General features: G+C 38.6%; 14 protein-coding genes. 11 read left to right on the plus strand and 3 right to left on the minus strand.

What is annotated here, in order from left to right:
- Window positions 1-19: 19 nt before the first annotated feature.
- From J2Y40_RS12875 to proC, 4 genes are all read left to right on the plus strand, one after another.
- Window positions 20-1,243: a DUF4876 domain-containing protein gene (locus J2Y40_RS12875; protein WP_153395348.1), complete on the plus strand. Its 1,224-nt coding sequence runs from the start codon at window positions 20-22 to the stop codon at window positions 1,241-1,243.
- Between the two features lie 27 nt (window positions 1,244-1,270).
- Window positions 1,271-2,791: a DUF6850 family outer membrane beta-barrel protein gene (locus tag J2Y40_RS12880; protein WP_153395350.1), complete on the plus strand. Its 1,521-nt coding sequence runs from the start codon at window positions 1,271-1,273 to the stop codon at window positions 2,789-2,791.
- 84 nt (window positions 2,792-2,875) lie between these two features.
- A complete protein-coding gene (locus tag J2Y40_RS12885) occupies window positions 2,876-3,943 on the plus strand; it encodes a cytochrome-c peroxidase (protein WP_409017707.1) in 1,068 nt (355 codons plus the stop codon).
- 429 nt (window positions 3,944-4,372) lie between these two features.
- Window positions 4,373-5,176 carry a pyrroline-5-carboxylate reductase gene (gene proC, locus J2Y40_RS12890; protein ID WP_153395354.1) on the plus strand — a complete coding sequence of 268 codons (804 nt, stop codon included), beginning with the start codon at window positions 4,373-4,375 and terminating at the stop codon, window positions 5,174-5,176.
- Here the strand turns inward: proC and J2Y40_RS12895 are convergent.
- Window positions 5,157-5,579: a VanZ family protein gene (locus J2Y40_RS12895; RefSeq protein ID WP_309999361.1), complete on the minus strand. Its 423-nt coding sequence runs from the start codon at window positions 5,577-5,579 to the stop codon at window positions 5,157-5,159. The two genes, proC and J2Y40_RS12895, sit on opposite strands and share 20 nt — an antisense overlap.
- Before the next feature lie 55 nt (window positions 5,580-5,634).
- Here J2Y40_RS12895 and lnt point away from each other — a divergent pair, with 55 nt between their 5' ends.
- Window positions 5,635-7,266, plus strand: a complete 1,632-nt coding sequence (gene lnt, locus J2Y40_RS12900; RefSeq protein ID WP_153395357.1) for an apolipoprotein N-acyltransferase — start codon at window positions 5,635-5,637, stop codon at window positions 7,264-7,266.
- A 455-nt stretch (window positions 7,267-7,721) separates the two neighbouring features.
- Here the strand turns inward: lnt and J2Y40_RS12905 are convergent, their stop codons facing one another.
- A complete protein-coding gene (locus J2Y40_RS12905) occupies window positions 7,722-9,434 on the minus strand; it encodes a T9SS type A sorting domain-containing protein (protein WP_309999363.1) in 1,713 nt (570 codons plus the stop codon).
- Between the two features lie 239 nt (window positions 9,435-9,673).
- Here J2Y40_RS12905 and rpmB point away from each other — a divergent pair, with 239 nt between their 5' ends.
- The 6 genes from rpmB (at window position 9,674) to J2Y40_RS12935 (ending at window position 12,127) form a co-directional block, all read left to right on the plus strand.
- On the plus strand, window positions 9,674-9,916 hold the full coding sequence (rpmB, locus tag J2Y40_RS12910; RefSeq protein WP_002976757.1) for a 50S ribosomal protein L28: 243 nt from the start codon (window positions 9,674-9,676) through the stop codon (window positions 9,914-9,916).
- Between the two features lie 6 nt (window positions 9,917-9,922).
- Complete coding sequence (gene rpmG / locus J2Y40_RS12915) at window positions 9,923-10,105, plus strand: 50S ribosomal protein L33 (RefSeq protein WP_027373683.1); 183 nt, start codon at window positions 9,923-9,925, stop codon at window positions 10,103-10,105.
- A gap of 20 nt (window positions 10,106-10,125) precedes the next feature.
- Window positions 10,126-10,275 (plus strand): DUF4295 family protein, encoded by a 150-nt coding sequence (locus J2Y40_RS12920; RefSeq protein WP_065722020.1) that lies wholly within the window; start codon window positions 10,126-10,128, stop codon window positions 10,273-10,275.
- 90 nt (window positions 10,276-10,365) lie between these two features.
- A complete protein-coding gene (locus J2Y40_RS12925; RefSeq protein ID WP_309999368.1) occupies window positions 10,366-10,833 on the plus strand; it encodes a RidA family protein in 468 nt (155 codons plus the stop codon).
- A gap of 9 nt (window positions 10,834-10,842) precedes the next feature.
- Window positions 10,843-11,796 carry a signal recognition particle-docking protein FtsY gene (gene ftsY / locus J2Y40_RS12930; protein WP_153395361.1) on the plus strand — a complete coding sequence of 318 codons (954 nt, stop codon included), beginning with the start codon at window positions 10,843-10,845 and terminating at the stop codon, window positions 11,794-11,796.
- A 70-nt stretch (window positions 11,797-11,866) separates the two neighbouring features.
- Window positions 11,867-12,127 (plus strand): GlsB/YeaQ/YmgE family stress response membrane protein, encoded by a 261-nt coding sequence (locus J2Y40_RS12935; RefSeq protein ID WP_047386491.1) that lies wholly within the window; start codon window positions 11,867-11,869, stop codon window positions 12,125-12,127.
- A gap of 69 nt (window positions 12,128-12,196) precedes the next feature.
- Here J2Y40_RS12935 and sppA read toward each other — a convergent pair whose 3' ends face one another.
- Window positions 12,197-13,951 carry a signal peptide peptidase SppA gene (sppA, locus tag J2Y40_RS12940; RefSeq protein ID WP_309999370.1) on the minus strand — a complete coding sequence of 585 codons (1,755 nt, stop codon included), beginning with the start codon at window positions 13,949-13,951 and terminating at the stop codon, window positions 12,197-12,199.
- Between the last annotated feature and the right edge of the window lie 12 nt (window positions 13,952-13,963).

Below are 13,963 nucleotides of genomic sequence, written 5' to 3' on the forward strand. Positions count from 1 at the left end.
ACAAAAAAAAATAAATAAAATGAAAAAAAGAGTTTTACTACTAAGCTTAGCCGCTATGATGGCCACGACATTTACGGTAACATCGTGCTCAAGTGATGATTTCGGAACCTCCACTACTCAAACCGGGGTTTTAACATTATCTTTCTCGGGTGAAAATATTTCATCTTATACAAGTTTAGATCTTGAGATCAAAGAAGTAAATACAGGAGCCGTAAAAAGAGAAAATATTAAAAATCTTAGTTCCTACTCTCTTCCTTTACCATATGGTTCTTATAAAATTACGGTAAACGGTGCTGTGATCTCCGGCAACGAAGAAGTATCGGTGGGTGCTATGGCACAGACTGATATTGCCCTGCCTGCAACCAATCTTAATATTCCTCTGATCATCAAGAAATTCCACGATGACTTTATCATTGAAGAAGTTTTCTTTACAGGAATTAAAACGGCTGACGGGAAAAACTACAATTCAGGGCGTTATTTTAAATTAACCAATAATACCAAAGAGGTACTGTACGCTGACAAACTGATCCTCGGACAGTCTGAATTCCTTACTACAGAGGATAAAAACCCAACTCCATACAATGCGAACCTGTCATTCCCTGTAAAAGCGGTGATGGTACTTCCCGGTTCAGGTACTGAATATCCTGTACAGCCCGGAGATTTCATCGTTATTGCAGATAACGCCATCAATCACAAGGCACAGACGAGTACCGCGTATGACCTTCATAATGCCAACTTTGAGTATCCTTCTACTAACCCGGCATTAGGACAGGTAGATAACCCTTCTGTTCCGAATGCAAAAGTGATCTACTCACAGATGAATTTCAATATGTTCTTCTTACATGACCGTGGTTTTGAAAGTTATGTAATCGCCCGTTTCCCGTTCGGTGAGACTGAAGACAGCTTCTTACAGAAAAATAAATACGATTATACTTACCAAAACAGCGCTGGTGGAGTGACTTCAAAAAGTGCTTACTCTATTCCAAACTCATGGATTATTGACGGAGTAAACAACAGTGTTTCCGCAAAATTTGCCCACACCCTTACTTCTGCAAGCATCGATGGTGGATGGACTTCCGTAGGAACGATTGATAAAGATCCTACCCGTTTCGGAAAATCGGTAAGACGTAAGGTAACCGGGCAGATGTCTAACGGTAAAAACCTTTACATGGATACCAACAATTCCACGAATGACTTTGTGAAGGATTCTCAACCAAGTTTAAGAGACGGTATCGTTCACTAAGACACCGTCTGATATTAACAGCTAATTATGTTATATACCAAAACATCTTTCTGCCTTTTATTGATCGGGATTTCTTTTAATATGAAGGCTCAGGACAGTCTCAACCTTTTTAAAACCCTCAGTAACCAGTACAGTCAGGAGAGAGCTTTTAGAAATAATTACTACTGTAACCCGGCATCAATGTCGGGTTACAGTTCCTCCTCATTCTCAGAATTCGGGGTCGGTTACCACGACAATAAGGATAAAGCTTACCGCCAGCAGCTTGGAAACGGCAGTAAAGGACTAACAGTAGAAGCCCAATCTTTTCAAAAGCTGAAACCTAACCGTTTTGTCTGGGGAAGTGCAAAGTATCAAAATTTAAAAACAGGTTCTGTAAAATGGAACGAAACTTTAGATTACGAACGCATCGCTCCTTACATTACCGCAGATTCCGTAGGAGGAAAATTAAATCTTGAACGCTATCAGTTTGCCGGTGGCTACCTGCAGAACATGAACAGATGGACTGTGGCCGGGCAGGTAAGTTACTCAGCACAGATGGGCTACCGCTCAAAAGATCCGCGGATGAAAAGCACGACTTCTGATCTCCGGGTGAATGCCGGAGTGAACTACAGAGTGTTCAGAGAATATGAAGTAGGCGTTTTCGGTGAATTCAACAAATACACTCAAAACAATTCCATCCAGTTTCAAAGCCTGCTGGGAAGGCCTTATGTATACCTGATGTCAGGATTTGGCTTTTCCAATTACCTTTTTAATGGCGGAACCCGTCCTGCCAATACGTACGAAGAATTTGCCTATAAAGGAGGAATCCAAATTTCTAATAAACAGGGGAAAGATTTTTATCTTCAGGCTGCTGTGGGAAGATCCAATAATATTAAAGGGTATAGTGAAAACAACAGCTATTTTGACCTTTCTGATCTGAAAAATGAAACCTTTGAACTGGAAGGAGCCAAACTTTTCAACGTTGCAGAAAAGCATAGACTGGGAGTATCAGCCGGATATTCGGCATCCCGGAAAACAGGATCTGAATATGGTTACTCTATGAATACGGCTGCACTGAGCCAACTCTTCAAAAGAGAAGCTTACCGCAGAGAAAATTATACAGCCTCTGTCAAAGGTTTTTATCAGTATAATCAGGATACTTTTACCATCACGGCAATTCCTTTCTTTGGATATGAGGAGATCAAGGAACGCAGACTTTATCCGAATTCCGGGCAGAAGTTTGTATATTCCTATTTCGGGATCAATGCGGATTACCGTCAACAGATCAGTAACAGCCAGGTACTTACTTTCCAACCTTATTTCAATAAAAGGGCTGTCAATAAATCCATCAATGCTCTGAGTACGGCAGGAAATGCTGCCGTTGACGAATGGGTACTTCAGGATTATCTGTTCCAGGCCAGTGACATCAATACTTTCGGAACGGTGCTGAGATATGATTTCAAACTGGAAAAGCTGCCTGCCTTCTTTGTAAGCGCACAGTATCAGACGCAGAAAATCCAGAAAAAAAATAATAATTTTGCAGGCGCAAGTATAGGGATAACGTTTTAAGACATGAAAAGAGGAATATTCGGAGCTTTAGGAATCGTTGTATTTATTTTATTAAGCTTTACCCCAAAAGTAGGTCAGGACCTGATGGAAGTTCAGGACCCTACGATTGAGGATATTGTAAAAAGCTATAAAAAAGCGATTTCGGAATGGCCGAAACCCACCATCGATTACGGAGTGAAATGGAAAGAGTTTGCTCCTATTCAATTTGATTCCGCTTATTTTGCAGATCAGGATAAACCGGGCGTCATTTTAGGGAAAATGCTGTTCTTTGATCCTAAATTATCCCAATCCAATCAAATTTCATGCAGCTCCTGCCACGACCCGGAAATGGGCTGGTCAGACCGAAGACGTGTCGCTCTGGGAAATAATCACCTCCTGGGAAACAGAAATACCATGTCGCTTTATAATATTGCGGAAAGACAATCGTTTTTCTGGGACGGAAGAGCCAAAACCCTTGAAGAGCAGGCTTCCGGACCTCTTGGCGCTCATCATGAAATGGCCATGGATGTAAAAACCCTTCCTGCCAAGATTCAAGCTGTAAAAGGTTACACCCAGCTTTTCAAAAATGCTTATGGTGATGATAAAGTAACCTATGACAGAATTGTAAAAGCCATTGCAGATTTCCAGAAGACCATTAAAAGCCAGCCGAGCCGTTTCGATAAATTCCTGGAAGGCAAACACAATGCATTAACTGATGAAGAGATCTATGGGATGCATGTTTTCCGGACTAAAGCAAGATGTATGAACTGCCACAACGGTCAGTACCTTACCGACGAATCTTTCCACAATATCGGACTGACCTATTACAAAAGAAAATACGAAGATCTGGGTCTGTATAATGTGACTAAAAAGCCTGAAGACATTGGTAAATTTAAAACCCCTCAGCTGAGAGATCTTCTGCTTACCCAGCCGTGGATGCATAACGGTCTCTTCGGTGACCTGGAAGGTGTGGTGAACATCTATGATAGCGGAATGCACATGATGGACCCTACTCCTGAAAAGAAACAGCTGGACCCGAATTACCCTTCAGCAGACCCTTTACTAAAACCTTTAAAATTAACCCCTCAGGAAAAAAAGGCCCTCGTTGCTTTCCTTGAGTCCCTTTCCGGAACAAAATTTAAAATGAGAAGACCGGAATTCCCTGTGGAATAAATTTTAACAAATATAATTGAAGAAAGTCTGGGGTAACTCCGGACTTTTTTGTTTGATAAATCTATTCGGGGTTTTTAAATTTTGAAAGATGTTTAACTTCTTCATTAATTTATTTCTTTTGGTAAGGTTAATAAGTATTTCAAATCTGCGTAATGTGCAAAATTTGCAAGAGAAAAAAATATCCACACAGATCTGTGTTATCTGAGCAATCTGTGGAAAATCTTTTTAACTACAACAGGTACAAAAGTTTTATTGCCACGGATACAATAATAAATTTGTGCATTAGTGGCATAAAAAATTGATCATAAAAAGCTTAGCAAAGAATAAATTTCGAGACAACAAATTAAAGTAAATAAAAGAGTAAACTTAGAGTCAGATCTCCAACTTATGATGAAAAAACATTATTTTCGTTAAAAAATAACACAGTATATGAAAATAGCAATTCTGGGCGCCGGAAACATGGGGCTTTCCTTTTCGAAATCGTTTTTGAAATATGAGCTTATCAAACCTGAAAATCTTCACCTGATTACAAGAAGCCAGTCTAAAATTCAAAAAATAGCTGAAGAATTTCCAAAATCACAAATCTCCACCTTTGACGAAACTTTGGAGCTGGATGCCGACCTTGTTATTATCGCCGTAAAACCTCAGGATTTTCAATATACCACTGAAAACATCAGGTTTTCATTAAAGGAGAATCAGATGGTTCTTTCCATTATGGCCGGAATTACCATTGAAAAAATTCAAAACCTGCTGAATCACAAGCTAGTCGTAAGAGCTATGCCCAACTCTCCTACCCTTCTGGGCATGGGAATTACAGGATATACTGCTGCGGAAGGTATTTCTTTCAGCCAGCTTATCAATATTGAAAGACTGTTGAACAGCACCGGAAGATCTGTCTATCTGGAAAACGAAGACCTATTGAACGGGGTTACTGCCCTTTCCGGAAGCGGCCCTGCCTATTTTTATTATATCATTGATGCTATGATCAAAGCAGGTGTGGAAATGGGCATTGATGAAAACCTTTCCAAACTTTTCGTGAAACAAACCATGCTTGGAGCCTATCATCTGATCAACAATTCAGAAAAAAGCCTGGAGGAACTGATTAAAGATGTCGCATCCAAAGGTGGAACTACTGAAGCTGCCCTCAAAACATTTGAAGAAAACAGCTTTAAAGAGATCTTAAAAAACGGAATTTTAAATGCTGAGAAACGCTCTAAAGAACTAAACGGTTAAACTTCCGTTCTAAAAAACGGCGAAACTGCCATCCGAGAAAAACACCGAAAGTATTCAGAATAATATCATCTACCTCAAAGATTCCCATTCGGGTAAAATACTGCATTGCTTCTACAATCACAATAGAGGAGATAAAGGTATACAACAGAGGTTTCAGATTCATCAGTTTCGGAAAAATCCAGCCCAGAAAGCCAAAAGGAATAAACATAATCACATTTCCTAAAACAATCATCACGGTATTCGTCCATACAATATTATCCCGGATAAACCACAATGTAGAAAAAACAGGTTCTATCCGGATCTGGTTATCCTCATACTGAAACCTGCCCATTCCCAGGAACATGAGATACAGCAATATAAGGGTGTAAGGAACAATTACAATTTTATATAATTTCTTTAACATCAGTTGCAAATTTATTCATTTCAAAAACATTAAATTTGTGTGTTAAATTAATTTAATGAAATACGTTCTACTTACGCTCATTTCAGCGATGCTCCTGTCCGTTTCGTGGCCAACTTACGGTGTTCCGTTTTTTATATTTTTTGCCCTTGTTCCGCTCCTGATGATGGAACACGGAATTTCCAAATTCTCCTCTTACAAAAGAAAAAGCTGGATGGTCTTCGGACTTTCTTACTTATGTTTTGTGATCTGGAATGTGGTAACAACAGGATGGCTGTACGGATCAAAGAACCCGGATGGAAGCCACTCACTGATGGCTGTTCTGTTTCCTGTTCTTGTCAACTCTTTTTTATATTCACTGGTATTTCAGTGCTATCACTGGTACAAAAATGCTCAGGGAACGTATTGGGGATTAGGATTCCTGATCGCGATCTGGATGAGCTTTGAAAAATTCCACCTGAACTGGGAGCTTACCTGGCCATGGCTGAACTTAGGAAACGTATTTGCTGAATACCCGAAACTGATCCAATGGTATGACACGTTGGGTGCCACCGGAGGAAGTTTCTGGATCCTGCTGATTAATGTACTGATCTTCTATACTCTAAGAACCTGGGAAGCCGGAAGAAAGAGAAAAGATCTTATCCGAAATTCTTCTATTGTAGCGGGACTGATCGTTCTCCCAATGATCATCTCCCTGATGAAATACAAAAACTTTGATGAAAAACCTTCAGGACAAGTGAATGTGCTAATGCTGCAACCTGATCTTGATCCTTACGCTGAAAAATATTCAAAAGACAGCATTACCATCCAGAATGATCTGCTGACCTTAGCTGAAAATAATTCAAAAGGAAAAATCGATTATTATATTGCTCCGGAAACAGCTCTTCCTGGAAGAGGATCCATTTCTGAGACCGCTTTTGAAAAGAGCGTGCTTTTAAATAACCTTAAAGGATTTTTAACTTTACATCCGGGAGCGGTTTTTGCCACCGGAATTTCATCGCACCGTTTTTATACTGAAAAAGAAAACATTCCGAAAGAAGCCTACCAGATCAATCAGGGCTTATGGGTGGAAAGTTATAACACAGCAGTACAGCTTGCTCCGCAGCAGAAAATCCAGGTGTATCACAAAGGGAAATTGGTTCCGGGAGTTGAAATTTTCCCTTATATGAGTGTTTTGAAGCCACTTTTAGGTGATGCGATGCTTAATCTCGGCGGAACTGTTGCCTCTCTCGGTACAGATAAAGAAAGAATGGCCTTTACCAACCCTTACAACAAAGGAAGAATGGCGCCGATCATCTGCTACGAAAGTATCTATGGTGAATTTACAACCGATTACGTAAAAAAAGGAGCCAATTTCTTAGGCATCATGACCAACGACTCATGGTGGGGCGTTACCGAAGGACACAAACAGCTTCTATCTTATGCCAGGCTGAGAGCTATTGAAACCAGAAGAGAGATTGCCCGTGCGGCTAATAGTGGTATTTCTGCCCACATCGATGCGAGAGGAGAAGTTACAGCTGATACTTTTTATGGAGATCAGACTACATTATTTGCCAAAGTCAATCTGTATGATACCATGACGTTCTATACCAGAGCTGGAGATCTGCTTTCAAGATTCTCCATCTTTGCTTTAGGATTTTTATTATTCTATTTTCTGATTGAAAAATTTAGAAACAGAACGAAGAAATAAAGTACGATTTTACTTTAAGCAACCTTAATGGGAAAATTTTGGAAAACGCAATAGGCGCAAGGGCTTAGGCCATTACAATGCTTTTAAGACGCAAGAAAACCAAAGATTTTCAGCTATTTACAAAATCAAATATCTGTATAATCAGTGCGATCTGTGGGAAATTATTTTAACCACAACGAGACACAAAAGATTTTGACACTTTAGATTTAAGTATAAATACTTTACGCATTAAGATAAAGGTCTACGATTTTCATGTATTCAGCAGTGTAAAATTTTATCGGAGATAAAATCCTTGCGACTTTTTATACAGCTTATAAAGTAATTCTTGCGACCTTGCGCATCCCAACAAAAAACCTTTGGCATCTGCGAAATCAGTGCGATCTGTGGGAAACCGGTTTATAAAAAAAGAAAAGCCAGCTGGACGTCTGGCTTTTCTCATGATAGAATGATTCAGTTTACTTAATAATAAGTTTTTGAGTGGTTATTTCGTTTTTAATTTTTAATTGTAAAATATAAGTTCCTTTTGGAAGATGCGAAACAGTAATGGTCTGGTCCTGCTCCAAAGCAACATTCAGTTTTTTCCCATCCATTGAATACATTCCAGCCTCCGAAACTTTTTCACCTTTGATAAATACCTTATCTGATGCCGGATTAGGATAAACAGAGATCTGATTTCCGGTTTTCACTTCATGTGTTGCCAGTGTTCCCTGAACCGAAGGATCAGAATAAGCTTTGGAAGCGTCAATGGATCTTACACTCCAGTAAACATTCTGAACAGAAGAATCAAGATCCAGAAACCATGAAGGTGTTGTTACCATATATTTGGCAATATCTGCGGTTCCCGGTGCAGAACCTACCTTAATTTCATAGCGCAATGCACTCACAGGGGTTTTATCATCCGTGGCGCCATTCCATGAAAAATGGAAGCGGTTGCCATTTTTTGTAAGATTAAGGTTTGCAGGAGGTGTGGGTTTCTGGTTCACTTCCGTGGAAGTGTTTCTGAAAATTTTGGTAAGTGAAGGATAGCCTGAATCTGCCCAATCAAATCCGGCCAATAAAACATCCAGACGGTGGTCATTGTCAAAATCAAGTAAATTTACAAAACCAGCACCTCCTAAATAGTGCAAACCTGTAGGTATATTTTCAATAAATTCCTGATTGGAAGGATTGAATAAAAAAGTTTTTACCACAGCATTGGTATCTTCGTCATTTCCTGAAATAATAAAATCATAGAAGCCATCATTATTCAGATCTCCAACACTTATGGATGCATCTGCAATTTCCGGAGTATTGATCAACTGCTCAGTAAGGTGGCCGGTTCCGTCATTCATCAGAACGGCAAAATAAGGAGCATCATTCTGATCGGTTCCGGAAACCACAATATCCTGATAGCCATCTGCATTGAAGTCAGCAAAATCAAGTTTTCCACTGGATAGAGCGGTAAAATCCTGTTTAAGTTCCAGGGTTCCGCCTTCATTTAAATAGACTTTAAACAGTGGAGCACTTCCTGTATTTGTTCCTAAAATAACAAGATCCAGAAGATGATCATTGTTAAGATCTACCATTTTAAAGCTGCCATTCTGCGTTCCTTCCATCCAGCCTTTTGTCGGTTCAAAGCCATTTCCCGTATTCCGGTAATAATCAAGATCGTTGATAAATCCTGTTCCTTCAACATATTGTGTTCCGTTGATCGCATAGTCCTGTTTTCCGTCATGATCAAAATCAAATACTTCCATAGAACCATAAATCTTTCCGGGAAATTCAGTTTCTTTTACTAATCCGTTTCCTGTATTTTTAAATCTGTAATGCTTGTAATTGACTACATCCATATAACTCAAACCGGTAGAAATAATATCCAGCAACCCGTCATTATCAAAATCAATAAACTTAATATCTCCAAGATGCGTTCCGTTACTTCCAACATTTGCATAAGGCAATAATGATGTTCCGTTGTTCTTATAAATTTCATTATAAGAAACATCAGCCTGCCCGTCGCCATCTACATCTATAGCTCCATTGATCACAACATCAGGCTTACCATCATTGTTCATATCTGCCACATCTGCTGATCCATAGTAAAAGTTCTTCATACCTGTCTGAATTTCAGCATAATTCTGCGCCATAATCCCTACCGGAAGCAACGATAAAAGAATACAAATCTTCTTCATATTATTTTTATTTAGATTAATTAAAAACAAAGATAAAACATTTGAAACAGCTTCTCTGAGTAGGATAACATGAAATATATCACCATTATTGGGCTGAGTATCTCAAAATTTCGGATATTTTAAAAATCAAATTATTAATCAGCCAGTTATTTGCAAATATTTTCCAAAAGATTTGTCTATCTAAAAAATTCTTCGTTATTTTGCACTCTCAAATATTATACAAATAAGAACATCGAGATATGTCAAGAATTTGCCAAATAACAGGAAAGCGTGCAATGGTTGGTAACAACGTTTCTCACGCTAATAACAAAACGAAGCGTCGTTTTGAAATTAACTTATTAGAGAAGAAGTTTTACCTTCCGGAGCAGGATAAGCACGTTACACTGAAAGTATCAGCTCATGGATTGAGAGTGATTAACAAGATTGGAATCGAGGAAGCTATTGAAAGAGCTACTAGAAACGGATTGATTAAAAAAAATTAATAAATCATGGCAAAAAAAGGAAATAGAGTTCAAGTAATCCTTGAATGTACAGAGCACAAAGAGAGCGGTATGCCAGGAATGTCTAGATACATTTCTACAAAAAATAAAAAGAACACAACAGAGAGATTGGAATTGAAAAAATACAATCCTGTTCTTAAGAGATCTACCCTTCATAAAGAAATCAAGTAATTTATAAATAATAACTTACCATGGCAAAGAAAGTAGTAGCAACCCTACAAACTGGGTCTAAAAAAATGACTAAAGTGGTGAAAATGGTTAAGTCTTCTAAATCAGGAGCTTACGTTTTCGAAGAAAAAGTAATGAATGCTGATGAAGTAGATGGTTATTTGAAAAAATAATCCATACTTTATTTACAATATAAAAAAACTACTCATATTTTGGGTAGTTTTTTTGTTATCTTTGTTCACCGGATTATTAATCAGTAAACTATGAAAAAGATTCTTGTTCTGGTATTCACAGCAGTTTCTCTATTTTCATTCAGCCAGAAAACAACGGCTCAAACAGAATATAAAAGTTCGTCAAAAGTTTTCAGCATAAAAGGAGTATCGCAGGCAGTAAGTGTAGACTGTGGAAATTCAAGAATGGTTCTTTTATCCGGCCAGGTTCCACTGGATGCAGAAGGCAGTCTTGTGGGAAATAATATAGAAAAACAGACAGAGCAGGTTTTCAAAAATATAGAGAATATCCTGAAAGAGTATGGAGGTAGTGGGAAAGACATCATAAAATTAGGAATCTTCATTAAAGATATATCCAAAATATCAGACTTCAGAAAGGTTCGAGATTTATATATCAATACCCAAAATCCTCCGGTAAGCAGTCTTATAGAAGTAAGCCGCCTTTTCAGAGATGATATACTGATAGAAGTAGAAGCCACAGCTGTTGTTAAAAACAAATAAGAATAAACTATGAGTTGGTTTAAAAATATATTCAAGAAAGAAGAAAAAGAAACCCTAGACAAAGGATTGGAAAAATCCAGCCAGGGCTTCTTTGAAAAAATGACGAAGGCCGTAGTCGGTAAAAGCAAAGTAGATGATGAAGTACTGGATGACCTGGAAGAGGTACTGATTGCATCCGATGTAGGCGCCTCAACCACTATTAAGATTATCGAGCGAATTGAAGAGCGTGTAGCCCGCGATAAGTACGTTGGGGTAAACGAACTGGATACCATCCTTCGTGAGGAGATCTCAGGACTTCTGCTTGAAAATCCTCATGCCGGAACCGGAAATATTGACACCTCAAAAAAACCTTACGTTATCATGGTTGTAGGGGTAAACGGTGTAGGAAAAACAACAACCATCGGTAAGCTTGCCCATCAGTTCAAATCTGAAGGAAAGAAAGTAGTTCTTGGAGCTGCAGATACCTTCAGAGCCGCGGCTGTAGACCAGCTAACCATCTGGAGCGAAAGAGTGGGAGTTCCTATCGTTAAACAGAATATGGGATCAGATCCGGCTTCTGTAGCTTTCGACACAGTACAGAGTGCTGTTGCCCAGGATGCAGATGTTGTCATTATTGATACAGCGGGAAGACTTCATAATAAAATCAACCTGATGAATGAGCTTTCCAAGATCAAAAGAGTGATGCAAAAGGTAATCCCTGACGCTCCTCACGAGATCCTACTGGTTCTTGACGGTTCTACCGGACAGAATGCTTTTGAGCAGGCCAAACAGTTTACAGCAGCCACAGAAGTAAATGCCTTAGCCGTTACCAAATTGGATGGTACAGCAAAAGGCGGCGTTGTGATTGGAATATCAGATCAGTTCCAGATCCCGGTAAAATATATTGGTGTAGGCGAAAAAATGCAGGACCTGCAACTTTTCAATGGTACGGAATTTGTTGACTCATTTTTCAAGAAAAGATGATTTTAATCATGTTTTCCCTTAACTTAGCAAACAGATCAATTAAATATTAACAATTAAAAAATTTGCAACTATGGGAATTTTAACATGGATCTTATTCGGTCTTATTGCAGGAGCAATCGCTAAAATGATTATGCCTGGCACACAGGGAGGCGGATGGCTTATTACTATTATTTTAGGAATTCTGGGAGCATTCATTGGCGGTGCGATAGGAGTTTATGTTCTGCACTGGGGAGACGTTACTTCCTTCTGGAATCCACGCAGCTGGATCCTTTCCATCGGGGGTGCTTTAATCATTCTCTGGATATACGGAATGGCCACTAAGAAAAGCTAACCATTCAATACAAAATAAAATCCCGGATCTGAATTTCAGGTCCGGGATTTTTTGTACAATATAATTTAGTTAGTTGATTTTAATCTGGTAAGGCATTTCCATTTTTACCTCAGACTGTAATTTTTTATCAGTGATCTGCTGAAGAATTTCATAATTGGCCTTTCCAATTTTATTTTTAATGACTCTTGCAGAAATCTCATCTTCATTCAGGTCTTTGAAGATCTGCTCAAACGGAGACATCTTTTTAGGATAAGAGGTTACATGATAGGATTTCAAGCCTGCTTTCTGTGCTGCAAATTTCACGGCATCATTTAATGTTCCCAAATCATCTACAAGCCCAATCTGTTTAGCACGGGTTCCACTCCATACTCTACCCCCTCCTACACTGTCGATCTGCTCGAAAGTCTGTTTTCTGTTTTGCGTAACAAAGTGAACAAATCTTTTATAAGTTCCTTCCACACTTCTGGTGATCAGGCTTACTCCATACGGAGAAACTCCGTTCAATGCCGAATAATACTGTGAATTGGCATTGGTAGCAACAATATCTGAACGGATTCCGTTTTTATTGGCAATATCCTTATAATAAGGAATCACTCCGAAAACGCCGATAGATCCTGTAAGTGTATTCGGCTCAGAATAGATCTTATCTGCAGCCATCGCAATATAATATCCTCCTGAAGCCGCATAGTCCCCGAAAGAAACCACTAAAGGTTTTTTCTTTTTCAGCTGCTGAAGTTCAAACAGGATCTCATCTGAAGCATTTGCACTTCCTCCGGGCGAATTGATTCTGAAAACAACGGCCTTCACTTTATCATCATTCTGAAGATCTTTGATGTATTTAACGTATTTCTCAGAGAAAATTTCGTTATATCCATCTCCGTTATTGATCGCTCCTGAAGCATACAGTACAGCCACTTTTTCCCCGGATTTATCTTCATCTGCGTAAGAGCTGATATAATTCGCTACTGAAATTTTGTTCAGCTTTTCTTTTTCTTTCAGGCTCAGCTTAGATTTGATCATTTCATCATATTCTGTTTTCTGGATCAGTTTATCAGCAAGCTTATATTTCAATCCTAATTCCGGGATCATTCCATATAAACTGTCAACAACCATTCTGAACTGGGTAGTATCAATTTTTCTTGAAACAGCAATTTTAGTGGAAGTATTTTTCCAGATATCATTCAAAAGTGTACTCAGCTGTTCTTTATTCTCCGGAGAAATATCATTTCTCAGGAAAGGTTCTACCGCAGACTTGAATTTCCCATGACGGATCACTTCAATTCCTATACCGTATTTTTCAGCGAAATCCTTAAAGAACGTCACTTCAGTAGCAAGCCCTTTTAATTCAATCATCCCTGATGGATTAAGGTAGTATTGGTCCGCAACTGATCCTAAATAATAAGAAGATTGTGAAACAGCATTTCCATAAGCATATACAAATTTTCCGCTCTTTTTAAAATCTTCAATAGCATTTCGGATATCATCAAGCTGGGTAATTCCTGCATTCAGATAATCTGCCTCAATACTTATACCTTTAATGTTATCATCAGTCTTTGCCTTGTTTATCGCTTCCAGCACATCATACAGAAGAATGTTTTTGTTTTTGTCACTGATATTAAATAAACTCACATTTTCCTCAGTTGGGCTATCAATAATAGCAGTCTTCAGGTTAATCGTAAGAACAGAGTTCTTCTTTACCACTACCGATTTTTCACTACCCATCGAGCTAAACACAAGCATCATGATGAAAAAGACAAAAAACACAGCACATAATAGGACAATTGCCACTATATTTGCCAAGACATTTTTAAAGAAACTTCTCATAAATCAATCAAT

It is taken from the genome of Chryseobacterium sp. 2987 (assembly GCF_031456375.1).
GTDB lineage: Bacteria > Bacteroidota > Bacteroidia > Flavobacteriales > Weeksellaceae > Chryseobacterium > Chryseobacterium vaccae.

Excerpts from the sequence above, each read along its gene's own strand:
- J2Y40_RS12875 (WP_153395348.1), top strand. The coding sequence starts at position 20 with ATGAAAAAAAGAGTTTTACTACTAAGCTTAGCCGCTATGATGGCCACG.
- J2Y40_RS12880 (WP_153395350.1), top strand. The coding sequence starts at position 1,271 with ATGTTATATACCAAAACATCTTTCTGCCTTTTATTGATCGGGATTTCT.
- J2Y40_RS12885 (WP_409017707.1), top strand. The coding sequence starts at position 2,876 with ATGGAAGTTCAGGACCCTACGATTGAGGATATTGTAAAAAGCTATAAA.
- proC (WP_153395354.1), top strand. The coding sequence starts at position 4,373 with ATGAAAATAGCAATTCTGGGCGCCGGAAACATGGGGCTTTCCTTTTCG.
- J2Y40_RS12895 (WP_309999361.1), bottom strand. The coding sequence starts at position 5,579 with ATGTTAAAGAAATTATATAAAATTGTAATTGTTCCTTACACCCTTATA.
- lnt (WP_153395357.1), top strand. The coding sequence starts at position 5,635 with ATGAAATACGTTCTACTTACGCTCATTTCAGCGATGCTCCTGTCCGTT.
- J2Y40_RS12905 (WP_309999363.1), bottom strand. The coding sequence starts at position 9,434 with ATGAAGAAGATTTGTATTCTTTTATCGTTGCTTCCGGTAGGGATTATG.
- rpmB (WP_002976757.1), top strand. The coding sequence starts at position 9,674 with ATGTCAAGAATTTGCCAAATAACAGGAAAGCGTGCAATGGTTGGTAAC.
- rpmG (WP_027373683.1), top strand. The coding sequence starts at position 9,923 with ATGGCAAAAAAAGGAAATAGAGTTCAAGTAATCCTTGAATGTACAGAG.
- J2Y40_RS12920 (WP_065722020.1), top strand. The coding sequence starts at position 10,126 with ATGGCAAAGAAAGTAGTAGCAACCCTACAAACTGGGTCTAAAAAAATG.
- J2Y40_RS12925 (WP_309999368.1), top strand. The coding sequence starts at position 10,366 with ATGAAAAAGATTCTTGTTCTGGTATTCACAGCAGTTTCTCTATTTTCA.
- ftsY (WP_153395361.1), top strand. The coding sequence starts at position 10,843 with ATGAGTTGGTTTAAAAATATATTCAAGAAAGAAGAAAAAGAAACCCTA.
- J2Y40_RS12935 (WP_047386491.1), top strand. The coding sequence starts at position 11,867 with ATGGGAATTTTAACATGGATCTTATTCGGTCTTATTGCAGGAGCAATC.
- sppA (WP_309999370.1), bottom strand. The coding sequence starts at position 13,951 with ATGAGAAGTTTCTTTAAAAATGTCTTGGCAAATATAGTGGCAATTGTC.